At 40.2% G+C, this 22,587-nt stretch carries 22 protein-coding genes; 14 read left to right on the top strand and 8 right to left on the bottom strand.

Going from position 1 to position 22,587, the window contains the following annotated elements; all coding sequences use genetic code 11:
• Window positions 1-3: 3 nt before the first annotated feature.
• Window positions 4-999: an ABC transporter substrate-binding protein gene (locus LC455_RS01055; RefSeq protein ID WP_223587714.1), complete on the top strand. Its 996-nt coding sequence runs from the start codon at window positions 4-6 to the stop codon at window positions 997-999.
• Between the two features lie 50 nt (window positions 1,000-1,049).
• Here the strand turns inward: LC455_RS01055 and LC455_RS01050 are convergent, their stop codons facing one another.
• From LC455_RS01050 to LC455_RS01040, 3 genes are all read right to left on the bottom strand, one after another.
• Entirely contained in the window at window positions 1,050-1,481 is a 432-nt protein-coding gene (locus LC455_RS01050) for a VOC family protein (protein ID WP_223587713.1), read from the bottom strand.
• Window positions 1,482-1,553: 72 nt separating this feature from the next.
• Window positions 1,554-2,282, bottom strand: a complete 729-nt coding sequence (locus LC455_RS01045; protein WP_223587712.1) for a protein-glutamine gamma-glutamyltransferase — start codon at window positions 2,280-2,282, stop codon at window positions 1,554-1,556.
• 91 nt (window positions 2,283-2,373) lie between these two features.
• Complete coding sequence (locus LC455_RS01040; RefSeq protein WP_223587711.1) at window positions 2,374-3,594, bottom strand: MFS transporter; 1,221 nt, start codon at window positions 3,592-3,594, stop codon at window positions 2,374-2,376.
• Between the two features lie 175 nt (window positions 3,595-3,769).
• Between LC455_RS01040 and LC455_RS01035 the strand changes: the two genes are divergently transcribed.
• The 7 genes from LC455_RS01035 to LC455_RS01005 all read left to right on the top strand — a co-directional run bounded on the left by LC455_RS01035 (window position 3,770) and on the right by LC455_RS01005 (window position 11,682).
• The gene (locus tag LC455_RS01035) at window positions 3,770-4,558 is read left to right on the top strand and encodes a hypothetical protein (protein WP_223587710.1); all 789 of its coding nucleotides are present in this window, start codon (window positions 3,770-3,772) and stop codon (window positions 4,556-4,558) included.
• A gap of 115 nt (window positions 4,559-4,673) precedes the next feature.
• Complete coding sequence (locus tag LC455_RS01030) at window positions 4,674-6,044, top strand: MATE family efflux transporter (protein WP_223587709.1); 1,371 nt, start codon at window positions 4,674-4,676, stop codon at window positions 6,042-6,044.
• A 223-nt stretch (window positions 6,045-6,267) separates the two neighbouring features.
• Window positions 6,268-7,302 carry a Bug family tripartite tricarboxylate transporter substrate binding protein gene (locus LC455_RS01025; protein WP_223587708.1) on the top strand — a complete coding sequence of 345 codons (1,035 nt, stop codon included), beginning with the start codon at window positions 6,268-6,270 and terminating at the stop codon, window positions 7,300-7,302.
• 58 nt (window positions 7,303-7,360) lie between these two features.
• Window positions 7,361-7,813, top strand: a complete 453-nt coding sequence (locus tag LC455_RS01020) for a tripartite tricarboxylate transporter TctB family protein (protein WP_223587707.1) — start codon at window positions 7,361-7,363, stop codon at window positions 7,811-7,813.
• A gap of 15 nt (window positions 7,814-7,828) precedes the next feature.
• Window positions 7,829-9,355: a tripartite tricarboxylate transporter permease gene (locus LC455_RS01015; protein ID WP_223587706.1), complete on the top strand. Its 1,527-nt coding sequence runs from the start codon at window positions 7,829-7,831 to the stop codon at window positions 9,353-9,355.
• 262 nt (window positions 9,356-9,617) lie between these two features.
• Window positions 9,618-10,979, top strand: coding sequence for an arsenic transporter (locus LC455_RS01010; RefSeq protein WP_223587705.1), 1,362 nt, complete (start codon window positions 9,618-9,620; stop codon window positions 10,977-10,979).
• Window positions 10,980-11,004: 25 nt separating this feature from the next.
• On the top strand, window positions 11,005-11,682 hold the full coding sequence (locus LC455_RS01005) for a DUF2642 domain-containing protein (RefSeq protein ID WP_223587704.1): 678 nt from the start codon (window positions 11,005-11,007) through the stop codon (window positions 11,680-11,682).
• A gap of 198 nt (window positions 11,683-11,880) precedes the next feature.
• Here the strand turns inward: LC455_RS01005 and LC455_RS01000 are convergent, their stop codons facing one another.
• Complete coding sequence (locus LC455_RS01000; RefSeq protein ID WP_223587703.1) at window positions 11,881-12,825, bottom strand: DMT family transporter; 945 nt, start codon at window positions 12,823-12,825, stop codon at window positions 11,881-11,883.
• Window positions 12,826-12,947: 122 nt separating this feature from the next.
• Between LC455_RS01000 and argH the strand changes: the two genes are divergently transcribed.
• The 4 genes from argH to LC455_RS00980 all read left to right on the top strand — a co-directional run bounded on the left by argH (window position 12,948) and on the right by LC455_RS00980 (window position 17,349).
• Window positions 12,948-14,432, top strand: a complete 1,485-nt coding sequence (gene argH, locus LC455_RS00995) for an argininosuccinate lyase (RefSeq protein ID WP_223587702.1) — start codon at window positions 12,948-12,950, stop codon at window positions 14,430-14,432.
• Between the two features lie 92 nt (window positions 14,433-14,524).
• The gene (locus tag LC455_RS00990; protein WP_223587701.1) at window positions 14,525-16,156 is read left to right on the top strand and encodes an ATP-binding protein; all 1,632 of its coding nucleotides are present in this window, start codon (window positions 14,525-14,527) and stop codon (window positions 16,154-16,156) included.
• Entirely contained in the window at window positions 16,113-16,835 is a 723-nt protein-coding gene (locus tag LC455_RS00985) for a response regulator (RefSeq protein ID WP_223587700.1), read from the top strand. Before LC455_RS00990 ends, LC455_RS00985 begins: the two co-directional genes overlap by 44 nt.
• 373 nt (window positions 16,836-17,208) lie before the next feature.
• Window positions 17,209-17,349: a YrzI family small protein gene (locus tag LC455_RS00980; RefSeq protein WP_223587699.1), complete on the top strand. Its 141-nt coding sequence runs from the start codon at window positions 17,209-17,211 to the stop codon at window positions 17,347-17,349.
• A gap of 46 nt (window positions 17,350-17,395) precedes the next feature.
• Here the strand turns inward: LC455_RS00980 and LC455_RS00975 are convergent, their stop codons facing one another.
• Window positions 17,396-18,136, bottom strand: a complete 741-nt coding sequence (locus LC455_RS00975) for an HAD family hydrolase (protein ID WP_223587698.1) — start codon at window positions 18,134-18,136, stop codon at window positions 17,396-17,398.
• Window positions 18,137-18,395: 259 nt separating this feature from the next.
• On the opposite strand from LC455_RS00975, the gene LC455_RS00970 reads away from it, so the two are divergent.
• Both LC455_RS00970 and clpP read left to right on the top strand, forming a co-directional pair.
• Window positions 18,396-19,067 (top strand): sigma factor-like helix-turn-helix DNA-binding protein, encoded by a 672-nt coding sequence (locus tag LC455_RS00970; RefSeq protein WP_223587697.1) that lies wholly within the window; start codon window positions 18,396-18,398, stop codon window positions 19,065-19,067.
• Between the two features lie 30 nt (window positions 19,068-19,097).
• Entirely contained in the window at window positions 19,098-19,679 is a 582-nt protein-coding gene (gene clpP / locus LC455_RS00965; RefSeq protein WP_223587696.1) for an ATP-dependent Clp endopeptidase proteolytic subunit ClpP, read from the top strand.
• Window positions 19,680-19,725: 46 nt separating this feature from the next.
• Here the strand turns inward: clpP and LC455_RS31265 are convergent, their stop codons facing one another.
• The 3 genes from LC455_RS31265 to LC455_RS00955 form a co-directional block, all read right to left on the bottom strand.
• Window positions 19,726-19,860: a hypothetical protein gene (locus LC455_RS31265; RefSeq protein ID WP_263297647.1), complete on the bottom strand. Its 135-nt coding sequence runs from the start codon at window positions 19,858-19,860 to the stop codon at window positions 19,726-19,728.
• 5 nt (window positions 19,861-19,865) lie between these two features.
• The gene (locus tag LC455_RS00960; protein WP_223587695.1) at window positions 19,866-20,009 is read right to left on the bottom strand and encodes a hypothetical protein; all 144 of its coding nucleotides are present in this window, start codon (window positions 20,007-20,009) and stop codon (window positions 19,866-19,868) included.
• Between the two features lie 352 nt (window positions 20,010-20,361).
• Window positions 20,362-22,335 (bottom strand): M6 family metalloprotease domain-containing protein, encoded by a 1,974-nt coding sequence (locus LC455_RS00955; RefSeq protein WP_223587694.1) that lies wholly within the window; start codon window positions 22,333-22,335, stop codon window positions 20,362-20,364.
• Between the last annotated feature and the right edge of the window lie 252 nt (window positions 22,336-22,587).

Genomic DNA, 22,587 nt, shown 5'->3' with positions numbered 1-22,587 from the left:
GATATGAAAAAAAGTTTATTAATAATGTTAAGTCTATTGTTATTACTTTTAAGTGCGTGTGGGAAAAGTGAATCTTCTAAATCCTCAGGCAAGGATGCGGAGCTTCAGAAGGTAAGCCTTATGCTGGATTGGTATCCTAATGCCGTCCATTCTTTCCTTTATGCAGCACAAGAGAAGGGCTATTTTAAGGAGCAAGGCTTGGATGTAGATATTCAAATGCCAGCTGATACAAATGATCCTCTAAAACTTGTAGCGGCAGACAAAATTGATATGGCCTTGAGTTATCAACCGCAAGTATTAGTGGCGCGAGGAGAGGATATCCCTGTCCAATCCTTTGCGGCAATTGTCCGCCATCCCCTAAACCAGTTAATGGTCCCTGCTGATAGTTCGGTTCAATCACCGAAGGATTTAGCTGGTAAGACGATTGGCTATCCATCGATTCCACTGGATGAAGCGATTGTATCGACAATGGTGAAGGCAGATGGGGGAGAAGCAGGTAAGATAAAAATGGTTGATGTTGGCTGGGACTTGATTCCGGCGATGGCAACAAAGAAAACAGATGCCCTTATTGGCGGCTATATTAATCATGAGAAATTATTGTTAGATAAAGAGGGCCATCCTATGCGGACATTAAACCCTGCCGACTATGGTGTTCCCGATTATTATGAATTGGTATTGGTTGGCAGTGAAAAGGGATTAAAAACGAAGCCAGATGTATTTAAAAAGTTTATGGCGGCGATCACAAAGGGCCAAAAATATGTGTCTGAACATCCAGAAGAGGGACTTTCCGTCCTAATGAAGCATGAAGACAAATCCTCCCCGCTTGAAAAGGATGTCGAAACGAAAAGCTTGGAAATCCTACTTCCTTTAATGGATGCCAAGGATAAAAACTTTGGCTACCAGGACCCTGAAACCTGGAACAAAGTTGCACAATGGCTAAAAGAAAACAAAGTAATAAAAGAAACAGTGAAACCCGAAGATTCATTTATTAATTTTTAGCTTATAAATAAAACGAAAGACCTCAACATTGTTGGGGTCTTTCATTTTGTTTATCCCATTCCATTTTCACCGCTGTCATAATTGAACAGCCAATGTATTCCAAACTTATCCGTTACCATTCCGTAACATTTGCTCCAGAAAGTTTCTTGAAGCTCCATGCCCACTTTTCCGCCTTCCTTAAGTTGATGGAAAGCATTTTTAATCTCATCCAGATTCTTACTGACAAATGCTAAATTTACGTTATTTCCTTCAACAAACTCCATCCCTGGAAAAGTATCAGAAAACATTACATTGCTGCCACTGATGTTAAGCCGTGTGTGCATAACTAAATTTTTTGCTTCTTCTGGCATAGGATTATTGGGATCCTGAGGTGTTTCTCCAAAGGTCATAATTTGTGGTTTTTCTGTTCCAAATACCTGTGCATAAAGCTCCACTGCTTCACGGCAGTTGCCATTAAAATTTAAATAAACATCAACAGACATAGTTTTCCTCCACACACAATTATTGTAAATCAATTTATTTTACCATTTCTAAGTTTGTATTAAAACTTTCACTTATAAAAATCCTTGATAATATACCCTTGATATGAGGTTCATTAAGTACGCGGATTTGGAAGGATCTGGTTTTCTTTTTGTATTTAAAAACTTTATAATTGTGCTGGCATTTCTAATTCCGACACCATGGCCGTAGAATTGGTCATTTCCGAAGAAGACGACATTCTCGGCGCGCCAATGCGCCTGTTTCGGGTCAAAATCAGGATTGTTAAAGTGAAGGACATCACCAGGGATAAAATCATCCCCGTACTTCTGGAAAATCTGCAGATCCTCATCAAATTGCCAGTCCATTAAATAAAGACGGTCGAATAGAACATTAAACCGTTCGCTGCCGATGGAATAAAGAGTGGCAATGTATAGGACAATCGCAATTCCAGTGGAGCATTCAAATGCATAGAGAGAGCCGTTTTTAATGATGTCTAATATCGCAACAGAAGGGCTGACGCCAGGTTTTATTAGGAAGCCGCCATTACTCAACCGATCCCAAAGTTTCCGATTCGGAAAAGCATAATTAAACGTCGTAAATTTTACCCCGCTCTTATTAAGTTCCCTTGCCGCTCTAAGGGTATTGGAGCGAAATAAAAGCTCAAATTTTAAATGGGCTGTATCTTGATACATATATTCCACTTGATTGGCTGCCATTTGTTTTAAAATCGTCCGCTGTTCTGCATTCGTAACCTCTTTAAAAAGGGTCTCTGGCTTAACTGTCTGGTTATTTATTATAATCATAGTGTCCTCCAGTTTTCATAATCAACTCCCTATATTAAAGTATGAAAGTCCCAAACTATATATTTCAGCAAAAAAAGCTAGGGCAGGCACCCTAGCTTTTTTCCAAGATTGGTTTCTTAGTTTTCATAAATCTCACGTACATTAACAAAAATACCAGCGCACTCATAAACCGTAGAATGGAACTAATTCCCATAGAGGTTTGTATCCCCGTTACCTCTAACAGCCAAATCCCGATTTGCGGAGCGATAAACGCGACTAAGCTTAACAGGACATTATAGGTGGTAATACAATAGGTTCTTTTCTCCGCCGGAGACTGCTCCAACAATAGATTGAACAATAATAGGGTGGTCCCGGATAGAAAAAATCCCGAAATCATACTTACAATTGTTAAATAATAAAGATTTGTAGACATAACCGTCAAAATCGGGGCAGAAGCCATACCGGCCGCAACCCATACAAGCATTAACGTATTCGATTTTTGCTCCGCCCACTTTTTCCATAATGGGAAGGTGAATATCTGCACCAATTGATTGCCAACAGAAAATAAGCTAATCCAAAGAATCGTCGCATGTGCGTATTTGACATTGTAAATATTGAATAAGCCCCATGCCATCTGCCAGGCAAAGTTAAAGCATAGTGCTGCAATAAGAAACCACTTATATCCTTGATCTTTAAAAATAGACCAATCCATCGATGAGTTCTTTCGATCGATATTTGTTTTGGGCTGGGCCGTTTCTTTGTGCTTCAGCAGGAAAAACATTTCAAGTAAGCCAAAAACAAAGGCCATAAAAAATAACCACTGATACGCAGCAGCATTATCTGTTTCTTTTTTCATGACAATACCGATAATTAGTGTAGTCACCATGCCTACAATTGTTAGTAACCGACTTCTATCACTGAAAAAGGTTCCTCTCCGTTCTTCACGAATCATTCCACTAATAAGCGTTTGCCAGCCGATGTTAGAAATCGTCCCAGGTACATTCATTACCGCGATAAGGATTAAGAAAGTCCAAGCCTGATAGGAAGGTGGAAGAAAAACCACACCCACTAAAAGTAAGAACATCACTCTCGCCCAAAAAACATTCATCGCAACCGTTTTCTTTTGCTCATCCAGCTTATTTAACAAGATCGCTGCTGGAATCGTCATGATGAGTGTAACTAAGGGAGGAAGAGAACTAATTAAACCTACTTGGTAATTATTTGCTCCAAGAATTGAGATGGCGAAAATCGGAAAGTAGTTACCAGCTAAATTTAAAGCGATTATTGACACCATTCCATGATAAATACTGATTTTTTCATTATAGGTACGCATGTGCCCCCACCAGCTTCACTATTAATATCTAAAGCTATTATACATACAAAATCCTTCGTTGCACTAAGTATTTTTTGAAAAATAAAAGAAATGCCGATGGGGCGATCGAACGTTCTAATTTTAGGATTTGTCAGGGTTAATGTTATAATATAAACACTTACATAGATGGAAGGAAGTGGCTAGATTGCCAATCCAGGAAACACAAAAGGATTTGACTCAATATATTCCGCCAAAAGGGGAATATGAAAGCTTCCGCGACGAGGATCATTATAAGGAAAAATTAAAGGAATGGGGTTTATCCTCGGCAAGGGAGGCCAAAAAGGAATTCTGGTACAAGGACAGAAACGCCCAGCGCATCGTAACCATCAAAGGCTATGAAGCTTACGGAAATAATGGTGAGTTTAATACTTTGGTTATTGAATTTCAGGATGGGAAGGTTAGCTGCATTCATCCTGCCTATTTAAAAGAAATGCAGCAGGGAAGCTTCGGAAAAGAAAGCCTGCTAACGATTGAGGAAAAAGAAATAACAGAGAATACGGAGCCAGCCCCTGTGAAAAAGGAAACAGCTCAAAAAGAAGAGTCTCCGAAACCAAAGGCAAAGGAGGCTAAACCAAAGAAAGAGAAAGCGCCTAAACTCGAGCTTCCGGCTGATAAAGTTCATTTTACGGCCACTGTGAAACAATTTGCGATGACCTATAATCCATTTAATGAAGAAAATGATGAAGTGGTGGTTTTAGAACATGTGCAGATTGTACAGGATAACCCACTTGACCTTGGCCTCGCGTGGTGCAGTCACAGTAAAACACTAAAAAAATTCGAACTAGTTCCTGGCGATTCCCTTGAATTTGACGGCAAAGTGGCCGCTAAGAAATTGGCAAAAGGAAAAGACGTCGAAGAAGAATTCCTCGTTGATGAACCAGTATTGTACAAGGTTAATAACCCATCAAAAATTGTAAAGAAATAGGACTTCCATTGGAAGTTCTCTTTTTTTGGAAATATCATTAAAAAGTGAGGAATTATCATCCAATATAGCGTATAATGAAGTTTCGGGTTTTTATTTACTCAAGGAGAACGCTATTATGAATCAGACTTTTACCATAAAGCAAAAGACTAAACAAATTTTCGTCCTGTTAATTCCCATCTTAATTACACAGCTTGGCATGTTTTCAATGGTGTTTTTTAATACGATTATGTCAGGAAAATACAATTCTTCCGATCTGGCTGGCGTCGCAATAGGCTCCTCGATATGGAGTCCGATTTTCACAGGAATCAGCAGCATACTGCTCGCGGTTTCCCCTATAGCAGCACAGCGGTTTGGTGAGAAGAAGAGCCATGAGGTAACCTCGGTTGTAAAACATGGAGTATATCTTTCTGTATTTATCACAATTCTATTAATTATTCTTGGTTTCTTCTTGTTAGATCCGATTTTAGATAGCATGAACCTGACAGCAAGAGTTCAGGATACCGCATTTGATTACCTCGTCGGACTTAGTTACGGAATCCTGCCATTGTTTGTTTTTAATGTTCTGAGATCGTTTATTTATGCACTTGGAAAGACTAGGGTGATCATGATCATTATGATAATATCCTTGCCGCTTAATTTCTTGTTGAACTACGTGCTGATTTTTGGAAATTGGGGCTTCCCAGAGCTTGGCGGGGCAGGGGCTGGATATGCCACAGCCATTACCGATTGGGCCTTTATGGCAATGACCATTTTCATCGTGAAAAAACAAGAACCGTTTTCTACCTTTCCGATATTTGAAAACATGAAGGAATTTTCATGGGAAAAATGTAAAGAGATTTTAAAAATTGGCGTGCCAATGGGGCTTTCTACTTTTTTTGAAACGAGTATGTTTGCGGTGGTGACGATCCTTTTAAGTAAATTTAATGTGACCACAATTGCTGCTTATCAATCGGCCTTAAATATTGTATCCTTTTTGTACATGATTCCTATTAGCATATCCATGGTCCAGACCGTACTCGTCGGTTTTGAGGTGGGGGCAAAGCGTTATAAAGATGCGAAACAATATAGCTGGCTTGGTGTGTATCTTGCCATATTAATCGCCATTTTAACAGGATTACTAGTCGTAGCCTTCCGCTATCAAGTCGCCGGCTTCTATTCGAATGAAACAGCTGTCATCAACCTAACGGCAAACTTTTTAATTTTTGCCTTATTTTTCCAAATAGCGGATGCCATTCAGGCAACTGCTCAGGCTGCATTAAGAGGATATAAAGATGTGAATATTGCCTTTATTATGACCTTAATTGCATACTGGCTGATCTGCTTGCCAGTCGGCTACCTTCTCGCCAACTTTACCAGCTTGGGTGCAAGAGGCTACTGGATTGGGCTGACCGTTGGTTTGCTGGCAGCAGGAGTCGCCTTATCCTTAAGACTTATCTATATACAAAAGCGAAAGTTTGTCGGAGCTGCAATTAAGGAAGTAGTTTAGAGCTTACTAAATAAGGACGCCATTCATCATGAATGGCGTTTTCTTTTTTTTTAAAATTCCAGCTTTTAATTTTTAATATTGATTCTACATTTCTAGGACATCCTGCTGTGAACAAAATGAACAAAATGGTTTATAAGTTTTTAATGCTGTTTAAATGCAAAAACTATGAATCTTCTAAATTTTGAGTAAAATTAAGAAAACGGTTACAAGGGGGAATAGAAAAATGTTTTCGATCAAAAAAATTTCAGCAGTAATGTGTGCAGGTGCATTGGCATTAAGCTTAGGCGCTTGCAGCAGTAAAGAAACAGCAAGTTCAGGTTCTAGTAAAAAAGAGGCTGGTCCAAGCTATCCTAGAAAAGCGATTTCTGTTGTAGCGCCATCTGGTGCTGGCGGAGGGTGGGATTTAACAGCCCGCTCCTTTACAAAGGTATTGAGCGAAACGAAGCTCGTCAGTCAGCCATTAACAGTGGAGAATAAGCCAGGCGGCGGAGGTGCCGTGTTTATGGCTGAATACGCCACACAGCAAGCAGCTAATAACGAAATGCTGTTCGTCAATTCACCGCCGATTATTATCAACAACTTGAAAAAAGAAGGAAACAGCCCTTACGGCTACAAAAATACAACACCGCTTGCTCAATTGACAAAAGATTTCGGCGCGATTGTTGTCAAAAAGGATTCCAAATTTACTGACTTAAAATCCCTTTTAGATGAAGTCAAAAAGGATCCTAGCAAACTTACTTTTGCAGGCGGTTCCGCACCAGGTTCTATGGACCATTTAATTTCCATTCTTCCAGCCTTTAAATATGGAGTGGATCCTACAAAAATTAAATATGTATCTTACGATGGCGGAGGGGAAGCCATTACAGCCCTTCTTGGCGGTAATGCTGATGTTATTGGAACAGATGCTTCAAGCGTAAAAGAGTTCCTAAAAGCTGGTAAGGTTCGTGTGCTTGCTGTTACGGCAGCGGATCGTTTAGGCGGTGATTTTAAGGACGTGCCAACGGCTAAAGAACAAGGTGTAGATGCTGAGTTCACGATTTGGCGCGGAGTGTTTGGCCCAGAAAAAATGTCTAAAGAAGCAAAATCCTACTGGGAAATAACAATCGATAAACTTGTAAAATCTCCTGAATGGAAGACAGAAGTAGAGACACAAGGTTGGGAACTAGAATATAAAAATAGCGCTGATTTCACAAAATTCTTAGGTGAACAAGAAAAACAAGTTCAACAATTACTAGAAGCATTAGGCATGCAGAAGTAAAAAAGTAGGGGAAGGAGCAAGATTCTCCTTCCCGATTTTTTTAAAAGGGGGTTTATGAATGGCTATAAAATTCGATCGGGTTGCATCCATTGTATTTCTTGCTGTTGGAGTATTATTTATTGTCGGAAGCAGACATATATCAAGTTCATCCTATGGAAGCGTTGTCGGACCGGACATTTTTCCTTTTATATTAGGTATCTTACTAGTCTTATTAAGTATCCGTTTGTTTTTTGAAGCAAACCAATCTAAGGGTGCAGAGGGCAATAAGGAAAAATTAGAGTACAAGCCCTTCCTTATTATCTTTGCGGCTACCTTGTTTTATATATTAACATTAGAAACCATCGGCTATGTTATTACGACGTTTTTATTTTTACTTGTATGCTTTCAAACGATGGAACGTAAAAAGTTAATTATGTCCATCATTATATCCGCAGCCTTTTCTGGACTCGTTTATTTCTTATTTGTAGACGTGTTAAAAGGGACACTTCCAGGCTGGCCTATTTGGTTTTAAGAGAGGAGGCTAAAAATGAGTACACTCGATTATTTATTTCAAGGATTTGGAACAGCACTTATTTGGTATAATCTTATTTTTGCATTCGTAGGGGTTTTAATTGGCACAGCGGTTGGGGTTTTGCCGGGGATCGGCCCGATGAGCGGTGTCGCGCTGCTTATCCCTGTTACGGCCTCCATCACTGGCAGCCTTCCGCCCGAGCAAGCGGCGACTAGTGCAATTATTTTGCTGGCTGGAGTCTATTATGGAGCTATGTACGGTGGTTCAACCACTTCGATTTTATTAAATACACCAGGAGAATCCTCTTCTGTTGTCACAACCTTAGACGGTTATCAAATGGCTAAAAAGGGGAGAGCCGGCAGTGCTTTATCGATTGCGGCCATTGGTTCCTTCGTAGCTGGAATTGTCACATTAATTGCGTTGATGTTTCTTGCAAAACCCCTTTCAGAAGTGGCACTTAAATTTGGCCCGGCCGAATATTTTTCCTTGATGCTATTGGGTCTCGGCGCTGTCAGCGGTTTAGCTGGAAAGTCGGTTACAAAAGCTTTGATTATGACCGTTTGCGGTTTACTGCTTGGAACTATCGGGATTGACAGTGTGTCAGGTATTGCTCGATTTACCTTCGATGTGCCATGGCTATACCAGGGAATTGAATTCTTAACGATTGCTGTTGGGTTGTTTGCCCTAGGCGAAGTTTTTAAAACGATTTTAGAAAAAGAAGAAGAAGATGGGGAAATGGCGAAGATTAATAATTTAATCCCATCTAAAGAAGAGATGAAAGAGTCCGCAGGACCGATTGCCCGTGGATCCATTTTAGGGTTTTTCGTCGGTATTTTGCCGGGAGCCGGGGCAACACTGGCATCCTTCTTCTCTTATCTTTTGGAAAAAAAGATTTCGAAAAATCCTGAGAAATTTGGCAAAGGCGCGATTGCCGGGGTTGCGGCACCGGAATCCGCTAATAATGCGGCCTCTGGCGGGGCGATGATTCCTTTATTAACTATGGGAATTCCGGGATCTGGGACGACGGCGATCTTAATGGGAGCGTTAATGATGTACAATGTCCAGCCGGGTCCATTATTATTTGAAGACCATCCGCAGGTTGCTTGGGGTCTCATTGCGAGTATGTTTATCGGAAATATCATGCTGTTGATCTTAAACCTGCCACTTGTAAAGGTGTTCGCAAAAATTATTCAAACACCAAAGCAATTTTTGATTCCGATGATTATCGCGATTTCTATTTTTGGGGTATACGCCGTACAGGTGTCGATGTACGATTTATTGCTTTTATTAGCTTGCGGCGTGTTAGGATACTTCTTAAGCAAAAACGACTACCCAATCGCACCGCTCGTTTTAGGATTGGTATTAGGGCCAATGGTTGAAAATAACCTGCGAAGAGCCTTAACCATTTCAAATGGCGATTACAGTGTATTCTTTACCCGTCCAATTTCACTGGCCTTCCTTTTAATTACAGCCCTCTGGCTTATTGTACCTTTCATGATGAAGAAAAAAGGGAAAGAAGTCGTTATTAATGTTGAGGGATAATAGTTTTTACCAAGCGAAGCTTACTGCTTCGCTTTTTTATTTTTTCCCAAAATACTAGTGCTATTTTTTTAGACTCTAGTGGATTTATAGGAAAAAAGGGTACAAACCTAAAGCCTGTCTTATGCGAGATACATATAGATAGAGTACAAGAACACAAGAAGGACAGATGGAAGGGGGGGACATGAGCGGACTAACAGATATTAGGAGGTAAGTCGTCTCAGGGAAACATCCTGAATCACCAGCTAGATGAAAGGAGAAAAAAATGGTTCATTTAACCGTTTGGATAACCATCATTACTTTTTTGGTTACCCTCGGATTTATTCTTTGGAGGCCAAGGGGCATTAATGAAGCAATCCCAGCCTCCATTGGGGCGATTATCGTTGTGCTTAGCGGAAGTGTTACACTCACAGACCTCGGGATCATTGCAGACACCATCAGTGGTGCAGCCATTACGATCATGGCGACGATTGTCATGGCAATCGTGTTAGAAAGCTTTGGTTTCTTCAACTGGGTGGCAGAAAAATTGGCTGCGAAGGCAAAGGGCTCAGGGATTCGGTTATTTTGGTATGTCAACCTTTTGTGCTTTCTGATGACACTTTTTTTCAATAATGATGGAAGCATCTTAATCACAACACCCATTCTAGTCATGCTATTAAATAATATGGGCTTAAAAAATCATCAAAAAATCCCATATTTACTTTCAGGAGGCCTGATTGCCACCGCTTCAAGTGCTCCCATCGGTGTAAGTAATATTGTCAATTTAATCGCTTTAAAAATTGTCCATATGAGTTTGTACTTGCATACCGCCATGATGTTTGTACCGGCAACACTTGGATTGCTCCTGCTCGTTGGGCTTTTGTTCCTTCGTTTTTACAAAGTATTGCCGAAAAAAATTCCAACGGAAGTAACAGGATTGTCGCTTAAATCCTATCATCCACTAAAGTCCGGAATTCAGCATAATTCGGAAAAAGACCGCTCGAGATTTATGCGCAATGTTCTTTTATTCGTTTTTACTGTCCGAGTCAGCCTATTCGTCGCTTCTTTTTTAAACATTCCTGTCTCACTGATGGCTGTTTTTGGCTCGTTGGTCCTGTTGGCCTGGCGATGGGCTTATCTAAAAATACCGCCAATCGATATGTTGAAAAAAACCCCGTGGTATATCATTGTTTTCGCCTTTTGTATGTATGTCATCATTTACGGTCTGAATAATATTGGCTTAACAGACTGGCTGATTGGTTTTATGGAGCCGATTGTTGCTGGTAGCCTGCTGCACGCGAGTGTCATGATGGGCGTCCTTCTATCAGTACTCTCCAATATTTTTAATAATCACCCGGCTCTTATGGTTGGAACACTTACTTTAACGAATATGGATCTAAGTTTACTTGAATTGAAAGTAGCCTACCTGGCAAACGTAATTGGCAGTGATATGGGATCGTTATTACTTCCAATGGGGACGCTTGCAACCCTGATGTGGATGCACATAGTTAGAAAAGGAAAAGTGAAAATTACCTGGTGGGAATACGTTAAAATCACAAGTGTTGTCATACCTCCAGCTGTATTATTTACCTTAGTCGTTTTATATTATTGGGTTTCCTGGCTATTTGGCGGGGTACTGCAAAACTAAACCATTTGGGAAAAGGAGATTTAAGATGTTAGTTGATTTTGTTGATTTAATAGGGAAAAATATTGAAGTTGAAATTTCTGGCGGAAATTTTCACAAAGGAACCCTTCTGGATAGTGGATCGGACATGATTGTTTTATACGATAACAAAAAACATTCCTTCCTCTATATTCCCTTTATTCATGTTCAAAGATTGAAAGAAACCATGTTAAACGAAGATGAAGAGAACTCTTATCAACCACCTTCAGAAAAACCGATTGAAATGGAAGTATTATCGTTTCGAAAAGCATTAAATTTTGCTAAAGGACTATTTGTTCAGGTGTATGTAGCAGGAAATAAATCCATTCATGGTTACCTAACCAGCATTATGAATGACTATTTTGTTTTTCACTCTCCTGTATACAAAAAAATGTTTATTTCGATGAATCATGTTAAATGGCTAATTCCCTATCCGCCAAACACAACGCCTTATTCCTTAAGCAGCGAAAACCTGCAACAAATGACTAAAGCCACACCATTAGCAAGATCACTAGATGAGCAGTTGAAAAAATTTGAAAATCAACTAGTGATTATTGATGGAGGGGAACATAATGAAAAAATTGGGTTACTCCAAAAAATTCGCAATAACAAAATCACTTTAATAACAGCCGATGGAGAAAGGGTAATCCGAAATTTGGAGCATATTAAAACAATACAATTACCGTAAGAAAAGAGTGATCGTCTATGAGTATTATACCTACACAAAAAGAATAATCCACCTACGTTGGCAGACGCTGATGGATTATCCATAAACTTCTAGAGTTATAGTTTGACCGTATCGTTCGGGATGCGGTCTTTTTTTGGTGTACCACCTATTGTTAAGATATGTGATTGATAAAAGAATTGTTCGAGGAAAAAAATCCAATTAAGCCATTTTATTAGTCCCTCGTTTAATGAGAGGTTTCACAGATGGTAAGTTCGCAATATAAACCCCAGATAAAACGAGGATTCCACCTATAATTTGGCTTATCAAAATCGGGTTCCCCAAAATAAAATGGGAGGCAATTATAGCAACAAACGGCTGAATATTCATAAACATGGAAGCCGTACCGGCACCGGCCTTCGCAACTCCCTTATTCCACCAAAAACCGGCCACACCTTGTGCGAGAATCCCTGCTGCAATCAGTAAAATCCACATGAATATGGAATGGCTGACGACCGATCCGCTGACAATTCTTTCTACCCCAGCGGCGGGAATCATAAAGACACTGCCAAGGACAGTTGCATAAATCGTAATGACAAAGGAATTCATCGTCTTCGACAGTCCTCGAATAAATAATAGACTTATACAAAGACAAAGCATCGCGATTAAAATATTGAAATCGCCCCATGAAATTCCGATTGAACCTTTTCCAACCCCAATGATTGAAAATACGCCAATTAAACTGATCAACGCTCCCGACGCCTTTTTTAAGGTTAATTTTACTTTAAAAATAATCCGTTCTAATAAAATCGTAGCAATGGGCGAAAGCGCAAGGATTAAAGAAGCATTTGCAGGTGTTGTGTGTTTGAGCCCCGTAAAATAAAAGGTTTGATTAAGAAGCGTTCCAAAGATACCAACACCAAGCAGGTATTTCCACTCCGTATTTGTTGGCCTCTTCATCCCTTTAACGGAGAAGGCAACAATGATTAAAAACAGTGACGTAAAACAGATCCGGACGGTTGACAAAAACACGGGTGAAAATCCTTGAAGCAAGTAAGCACTAACAGGATAATTGCATCCCCACAGAACCGATACTAAAAACAAGCTTAATAGAGTTTTTTGATTACTACCTGACATAGGCATAAACACGCCTTTCTGATCGTTCATTGATGTAAATCCATTTGCTTATTATAGCATCTTATTTCGTGTGTCGAAAGATTATTTTAAAAATCACTTTAAAATAATTCATTCGTATAATTAAATAAAGGACCATAATCGGAGTGGAATGTATGAATAATGAGTTTATTAAAAAGGAAGGGCAGGTTTTTCCCGGAAAGACCTACGAGGAAGAACTGTTAAAACCGGTTTTTAACGATCAAAGGGATTACCTTTTTCACGTTATGTTCGACATCCACCGGGCTCATGTGATCATGCTCAAGGAGCAGGAAATCATAAAAACCGAAGAAGCGAGAAGAATGCTGGAGGGGATTAATAAGGTTGCAAGTACAGATTCAATTCAAATCACTTACGATCCACAATATGAGGATTTATTTTTTATGATTGAAGCTAAAATAGCGGAGGAAATCGGCGAAGAGCTTGCCGGAAAAATTCATATCGGGAGAAGCCGGAACGATATGGGGGTGGCCATGTACCGCCTGGTGTTAAGGGAACATCTGTTACAGCTGCTTGAAAGTAGTTATCAATTGGGTGAGGTATTACTTGAGAGGGCTGAAGAACATACCGAAACCTATATGACGGCCTATACCCATACCCAGCCCGCACAGCCAACGACCTTAGGGCATTATTTATTAGCCATTTATGATGTGTTAATGCGTGACATCAAACGTCTTTGGTCTGCCTTTGAAACGGTTAATCAATCTCCGCTCGGTGCGGCAGCCCTATCGACGACCGGTTTTCCAATCAATCGTTCTCGTACCTGTAAATTATTAGGGTTTAATAATGTAATAGAAAACTCTTATGACTCGATCGCGGGTGCCGATTATTTACTAGAAGCGTCCACCGCTCTAATGGCCTGCATGTTGAATACCGGAAGATGGATTCAAGATTTTCTCTTGCATGTCACAAGAGAATTCGGCTCATTCATGGTAGCGGACCCCTATGTTCAAGTCAGCAGTATTATGCCGCAGAAACGTAACCCAGTGTCGATCGAACACTCACGGGCGTTGGCAAGCAGTTCTTATGGGGATGCGCTCGCAGCGGTTCAAATGATTCATAATACGCCCTTCGGTGATATTGTCGATACGGAGGATGATTTGCAGCCTCATTTATATCGGGCATTTTCGAAAGCCAACCGCGTAATGAAAATCATGTATGCCGTTATGATGACACTAACTGTAAACGAGGAGCATTTAAAGGTCATGTCTGAAAAATCCTGCATTACTATTACCGAGTTCGCCGACACCTTGACAAGGAACTATAATATTTCCTTTAAAAAAGCACATTCCATCGCGAGCACCCTTTCAAAAAGGACGGTTAAAGAGCAAAAAGAATTGTTCGATTGGAAGGTGGATGAAATAAATTCAATGCTTAAGGATTTGGCCAAAGTATCGCTCAGTGAGGAAGATTGGAAAAAAATTATATCCTCTGAAAACTTTGTCGAAGTGAGAAGGATTCAAGGAGGACCAAACCCTAAAGAGGTTAAGAGGATGATCGAAGGTCGAAAGCACCAATTAAGGGAAGGCTTAAAAGATTTGAAGCTTATGATTGGCAAACTAGCTAGTAAAAGGAAAGAATTGGTGGATTTCTGCTTGTAAAGATAAAAACAGTCTTAAAAAAGGCTGTTTTATTTTTTTGTCCTCTTTTTAATAGTAGATTTTTTTTATATGATAGAGTAAGGGGTGGTTGAATGCGATTACATACTAAGTTAATGCTCGGGATCTCCATTCTGATTATTGTGATGGGAACGATTATTGAATTTACTTTTAAAAATATTTTGGAAACCAATTTGAAGCATGAAATCGGGTCGAAGGCCTTATCGGTAGCGCAATCGATCGCCAATATGCCTGAAATACAAGCAGCGTTTCGAACCGAAAATCCTTCGGCCATTATTCAGCCCATTGCTGAGAAAATTCGTCATCAGGTGGGGGCAGAATTTATTGTTATTGGAAACCGGGATGAAATCCGATACTCGCACCCCAATCCAAGCCGTTTAGGGCAAAAAATGGTTGGGGGAGATAATGACAGTGTATTTAAAGGGAAATCGGTCATTTCTGAATCGACAGGAACCCTTGGGCCCTCTTTAAGAGGAAAAGCACCGATTTTTAGTGGTGGTGAGGTCATTGGTGTTGTTTCGGTTGGTTATCTTCAGACTGATATTCAAAAAGAAGTTTCGAAAATACAACGGAAAATCTTTGTTGCTTCGCTGATTATTTTAGCAGGAGGACTTATTGCTGCTCTACTAATCTCTTTAAATATCAAAAGGGCCATTTTCGGATTTGAACCAAAGGAAATAGCCTGGATGTATCAGGAAAAGCATGCGATACTTGAGTCTATTCATGAGGCGATCATCGCAATCGATACCGATGGCCGGATCACAGTTGTAAATGAAACTGCTCATAAAATTTTGAATGTTCCGAATGATATTTTACTAAGGGGCAAAAAAATTGATGATGTTCTTGAAAATACGAAGCTTTATGACGTCGTTAGATCAGGAAGAGCAGAGTATGATCAGGAAATAATGATTTTTGGGGACGTCTTTTTGGCTAACCGCATTCCTATTTTTAATAAGCGGGGAATAGTCGTAGGAGCTGTTGCCAGCTTCCGGAACAAGTCCGAGCTTGCTTCGCTCCTTCAGGAATTATCACATGTAAAAGCTTATGCGGAAGGACTGCGTGCCCAGACGCACGAATATTCCAACCGTCTGTACACTTTACTGGGCTTGATCCAGCTCGGTTCCTATAAGGAAGCTATTGATTTTATTTCTAGAGAGGTGGACGTCGCCCAAGGGTTTATTCAATTTTTAATGCGGGAAATTCCGGATCCGATTATTGCAGGATTCATTTTAGGAAAAGCAAGTTTAGCAAGCGAATTGAAAATTGATCTTTCAATAGATAGAGAGAGCAGCTTTAAGGATCTCCCTTTAGAAATTAGCAGAGATTCATTAGTGACTATTATAGGAAATTTAGTCAATAATGCCTTTGAAGCTGTTAGGGAAAATGGCATGCAAGAAAAACGAGTTTCACTGTTTTTAACGGATCTTGGAAAAGACCTGATAATTGAAGTAGAGGATAACGGGAAAGGTATAGACTCAAAGCATCAGGACCAAATTTTCTCAGCAGGTTTTTCAACCAAGAATACCGGGAGTAATGCCGGAATCGGCTTAAGTTTGGTACAAAAAGCAATAAACGATTTAGGGGGTTATGTTACCTTTTCTTCGAGTGCGGGAGAGGGAACGATTTTTACGGTGGCGATACCAAAGCAAAGGGGGAGTTTGAATGAAAGTGACGGGATACAAGCCTATCGAAGTGTTAATTGTTGAGGATGACTTGAGGATTGCGGAAATTCAAAAACGGTTTCTAGAACAGCTGGAAGGTTTCCAAACGGTTGGGATTGCCGCCAGTTATGTGGAGGCTAAGACCTTAATTGAGATCCTGCAGCCCGATTTGCTTCTGTTGGATGTTTATTTTCCTGATATGAATGGACTTGAGCTATTGAAGGAAACCAAACAGCAAGCAAAACAAATGGACGTCATCATGATAACGGCCACAAAAGAGATACAAATGGTCCAGGAAGCTATTAGCATTGGGGTATTTGATTACATTATTAAGCCGGTGGTTTTTGACCGATTTAAGCAATCTTTGCAAAGGTATCAGGAGTATCACAATAAGCTGATTCAATTAAATATGGAAAATACCCATGTTACCCAGCAGCAGGTGGACATGCTTATTCGTAAGGAAAGTGAAGGAGCTGGAGGCATAAGTGGCGACAGGGGGTATCTGCCAAAAGGGATTGACCCGCTTACTCTTGATAAAGTACTGGAGGTTCTCGAGAAAGTGGACGAGGGTTTAACGGCCGAACGGGTCGCCAAAGAAATCGGCGTCAGCCGAACCACCGCCAGACGCTACCTCGAACACCTCGTAGCCCAAGAAAAAATCGCCGCCGACCTGGCCTACGGAACCGTGGGTCGACCGGAGAGGGTATATATGTGTTGTTTGTAGTTTGGTGTCAGGCACCGTAAAAAGACATTTTAGGTGATTTGTCCACTCCACGCGGACATTTGGGACAGGCATCTGATTGGATGCTTGTCTTTTTTATTTTTTCTAATTGATTAACCTACCAAGATAAGGTAAAATAAAAATAGACTATATAGTCTATTTAAGGAGGAGGAAATTAAATGGGAGTATATATTTTTTTGGTCAAATAATAAACCGACTAGTCATTTTAAATGAATTTCTACGACCAAAGTTCCAGACTTCTTTAAGACCATCAATGCTGAAGAAATCCTTCCCAATATCGATTCGCTTAAAAATAACAGCCCTTATAATGAAATCAATAGATACGAGATATAGCTCTATAAAGGAGGAACCAAAAATGACTTTAAATATATTTTTCTTAACTATTACCATCAAAAAACGTAAAATGAGTGTAAATGACGCGGTCCATCAAGAAATGGTTGAAAAGTTGTACGAAAAAAATAAAGATCAGCAAATTTCAATGCCTCACTTTATGTAAAAAGAAAAACCCTTGATTCATGTCACTTAATCAAGGGTTTTAACTATTATTTAGCTACCTGATAAAAAGCGTAATCCCGCAAATATTCCGGAAGCTGCAGCAGTGATTGCAATTCAGCAACAGTCCCGTTTGGTTCAATATCAATATCCAATATGTTATAGCTCCAATCAATTTCCGCTGGGATATGGATGGCATTAATTCCAAGCTCAATCGCTGGCTTAATATCTGTTTTAAGAGAATTACCGACCATCCAGGTGAAATACTTCTCCGTCGCAATCTCATCCAGGACCATTTGCAACGCGTATGAATTTTTGTGTTCACAAATAAACACACGCTCTCCAAAGTAATTTTCCAAACCTAATTGGTTAATTTTCCTTCTTTGATTTTTTTCATCGCCGCCAGTAAATAAAACTAAATCATGGCCATCCTCCTGCAGCCTATCCAATACTTCATATAAATAAGGGAACGGCTGCACATCAATCTGAAAAACACTTTGGCCGATACTGTGTATATGTTTTATTTCAAAATCTGAAATTCCTCTTCCATATTTCACGCAAAAATATTTATAGGTTAAAACGAGCGATTCGGGATATAAGGAAGAATGTAAGCCGAATTCTTCAACATTTTTTAAGTCAATCTCCAACTGTTTTTGGAGGATCTCTTCTCTCGTTGCAGAATGAAACCAATCGAGCATTTGATCAGCAAATTGGTTTTTAGACTTCCTAAAGTACTTGCTGCAGTGGATGAGGGTATCATCTAAATCCATTATTAAGGTTTGTTGATTCATAAAATCAATTCCCCCTCTAATAGTGGTGTAGAATAAATATATGGGTAAACACCATCCAAATGCTAAAAAAAGAATGTCCTCCTGAAAAATACACCATAGGTATTAGGGGACAAAATCTGACGAATAATCTAAATGAAAATAACCTAGTTGCTCAATTTCCCCCTTGCATATATTAATAAAAAATATTTTAGGACCCCGTATCTTTTCCCCTGCCTTAAATCGTTTATAGTGTAGAGAGTGCTAAAGGAGTGAAAAAAACATGTCACACAAGCCGAGACCATTCCCGTTAGAAGGTCCACATCATGAAGACGATCCATTTTGGAAAGAACATTATCCAAAATTGCAGCGATATTGCCGCTTCCTTGCTCAAAATAAATGGGATGGCGAAGATATCGCCCAAGAAACGTACCTGAAGGCATTGAAATATCAGCAAAAAATGTCTACAGCTTTATTAAATAAAATTGCCTACCATCATTGGATTGATCTGCTCAGAAAAAGGAAGCATGAAACGATTGAATCAGAAATTGAAAAGGTATCGACAACTCATCAATTGGATGAGACTGTCGATATGCTGATCGAGCAATTTACACCAAAGCAGGCAATCATCTTTTTGTTAAAAGAGGCATTTCAATATCAAATAAAGGAGATTGCCGACATCTTAGAAACAACAGAAATGGCTGTAAAGTCCAATTTGCATCGAGCCAAAAAGCGGTTGGAAAAAGAAAATCATTCTCATTCCTTAGAAATTTTCTGGGATGAAGAGGAGCGGGAGCAGCTTACAGAGCTTTTTAAAAAATCGTTGTTAATGGAAGACCCTACCGTCCTTATTCAAACTATCCCAACACTACAAAGTATGTTTAACGGAACAAATCTCGTAACACGGCCAACTCCATCAAACTCTCCTTCAAGCACTCTCTGTATGGCGGCATAGCCAATTCATCGCTTTAAGGAGGAGTTAATCATGAGTACCATTCCATATGTAATCGAACATTCCAATCGCGGGGAGCGTTCCTACGATATTTATTCAAGGTTATTAAAGGACAGAATCATTATCATTGGGGATGAAATCAACGATCACGTGGCTAACAGTGTTGTTGCCCAGTTACTATTTTTAGCAGCGGATGCTCCGGATAAAGAAATTTCCCTTTATATTAATAGCCCTGGCGGATCCACCTCTGCGGGCTTTGCTATTTTTGATACAATGCAATTCATTAAGCCGGACGTTAGAACAATCTGTACCGGCATGGCGGCATCATTCGGAGCGATGCTATTGCTGGCGGGAACGAAGGGGAAACGATATGCGCTGCCAAATAGTGAAATCATGATTCATCAGCCATTGGGCGGGGCGAGAGGGCAGGCAACCGAAATCGAAATTTCCGCTCGGAGGATTCTGAAATTAAGGGAACATATTAATCAAATCATTTCCGAGCGGACAGGGCAGCCGCTTGAAAAAGTAGCCCGAGACACAGACCGCGACTTTTTCATGAGTGCCGAGGAAGCTAAGGAATATGGGATCATCGATGAAATTCTATATCCAAAATGAGACACAAAAAGGGCAGGTATTTTAACCTTGCCCTTTGTTTGTTTTATTAGCTTTTCTTTCCTTCAAATTTCATCTTATATTCAGCATCGCTCATATTCGGGTTCTTTCTTGGCTGTGATTTACTCATCACTTTCTTCAATTCCACCGTGGCATCATCATTTGTATTATACTTTCCATCCATCCGGTTCACTCCTTTCTATTTGACTCTTGTATAACAACATGTTTTGGTGCTTTTGGATACCCGTTCTTACCCGAATCGTCTGGCCCCGTCAGGTTATTTCGATGATCCAGAACCTTTCCGGAGTATTCAATCGGATTATTTTTTGGCATAAATTTCACCTCCATTTATAGGATGGTTGAAAAATTAATTCGAATGCAGAGAAATTGTTTTTTTCGGATTTGAAAGAGAAAAGTTACGTATGATTTTGGAATCGCTGATAAATTCGGGAAATTCGCCGATAAACTTACGGAATTCGCTGATAAATCATAGAAGAGATGTAATATTACACTAAATAATTTACGATTTTGCAAAAGTTTATTTCTTATTTGCGAATATATCTAGTTTATTTGCGAATTCACTAGATATATTTGCGAATTAATCTGGTTTATTTGCGAATCGAGATTAGTGCCTCACAAAACACAAAAAGCTGAACCAATGTTTGGTTCAGCCTCAGGGAAGATCTTATTTTCCATTCCCAGCGCCAATTCGTCTAGTGGCGCTAGCTGATTTTGCAGGGTCCGTTTCTGAGGTACTAGTAAATGTAAGATCCGTAGGCACCGGTTGAACACCAGTTTTGCTATTCTTAGGGATTTTTACATAAACTGGAACATTAACCGTTTTCCCAGCCTCTACTTCGATAACGTTATTCTCCAACATGATATCCCATCCAGCCTGTGTCTTGGCGTTAAGACGGATGAGATCACTGCTGTTTCCAGAATTCGTTACACTGAAATTATAAACAGCGACCCTTCCAGGTGCGGCGAATTCTGACGTGCCATTCGCAATAGCAACCCCGCGTGTAAAGGAACCTGCACCATCTATATTACGGACAGCAACCCGGTATGAAAGTGCACCAGTTGCGTCATGTTTTTTTCCTAAAATATAGAAGTGGAGCCTGTTATTTTCATCCTTATATTCACTAACAACTCCAGCCCCGGTACCAGCCTTGAAAAGAGAATCGGCTAACTGCTGATAATCACCTTTAGACAGCATAGCAGTTGTACCATCCGGCCGTTTAAAGTCGACCAAATTGATATCCTCTTTATGGGAGTCAATGACCCAAATGTTTGGAGCAGACTCGGTATTCTTTGTTTTCGCTAATAATACACCAGAGTCTGGGACAAATGAATCGTATCCGACTCTGTCAACAACTTCGAGGGTGTAATTATTGTACCATTTGGCACCGCGCTGCATGTCAGCACGCCAATCATCACTAAGAGAGTTCGCTGGTGTATTGTCCACCATGCTGATGTTAATACCGTGAAGACCAGTACGTCCAAATTGACTGCCGGTCGGCACCTCGCGTGAAATGATATCCGCAAAGACTGGACCACTTTCGACAAGCTTGTCTCGATCTAAACTTAGATATTGATCAGGTGCCAGGAAGCCCTGCTTGATTTTATTCCGGAGCATATGATGTGAAGGGGCCGATGCGCCTAATGTGGATGGAACCATCCATCTTGTGTGCGGGCCGCCTGGGCCATTGAAGCTGCCGCGGCTCATTAACTCCCAAGGTCCAGAATAAGTACGAGAAACGGGAATACCATATGGATTGTTGTAGTTATCGCCAAGGCTCATTATATGGCCGAATTCATGTGCGAAGGTACCCATTCCATCATTTTCACCTTGGATAGAGGTGCCACCGCCAGCACTTGACCAAATCCCTTTTGCTGCATACCAAGAAGTCCATGGGACATAGCGGGTTACAGCTGAATTTGACATTCCTGCAACATTAGGACCAAAAGAAGGGGTTACGGATTTAGCGTTTTGGAACATCATTTCGCCTAGCTCCTGCCAAACGCCAGATTCATCATACCCTGAATGAACAATAAATCTAAAGTCGAAGGTTTCACCGGATGCTGCCAGGTCAGCTTGAGCTTTTTGAACTGCCTCTGTACGAAGATTTCTTCCCTTGAATCCTGCAGGCATGTTTACCTGCTGTCCAAATTCATTCAGTCCATACTCAAATTCATTTCCATCCATTCGATACGGACCAAATGCCTTCAGCTCAATTTTCCACTTGCCAAAAGAATTCTCACGCCAGTATTCATTAACTGTTCGATAATTGTTTAATGAGGAAGGCTTATTAAGGAAATCCTCCCACCATTTGCCGAGCTGATCACGAGGGACTTTTCCAGTGCCAATTGGATTACCGGCTATCTCCGAGCCCTCAGGTTGGCTTAAAATAAAATCGCGATCGGGGAAATCAACGATGATTAATGCTCCTTTAATAACTCTTTCTGGTTGAATCTCAGCGGTATTCCAGTCAATTCCTGGAACAGGACGGTAATCACTCCAGGACATATCCCGAGGCAGAACCCAGGACTGGGAATCAACGGGTTCTGGAAAATCAGATAAACCAGGCTGTTCGGCGTACGCTGTAGTTGAAATGGCTGTTAGTAAAAAACTAATCAAAAATACTAGAGTTCTTTTCAAAAATTCAACCCCCTCAATGTTTTATCTGTACAGGAAAATAATAGCATTTTCTGACTATTTCGAATATGGAAATAAATTAAAATGTAAAAATAAGGATTAAATTACTATTAATAGGAGGCTAGAAAAAACAAGATTAGGAGAAAATGAGTATAAAAAAATAGGTAAAAAACACTAATGTTTGTCCACACTTTTGACGTTGGAAACGAGCCGAGGAATTAATCGCCCGCGTGGCGATAAAATGTATAGCAATTA

The organism is Neobacillus bataviensis (genome assembly GCF_019969725.1).
The sequence above is the reverse complement of the archived record's forward strand: the minus strand, read 5'-3'. Positions and strand labels throughout refer to the sequence as shown.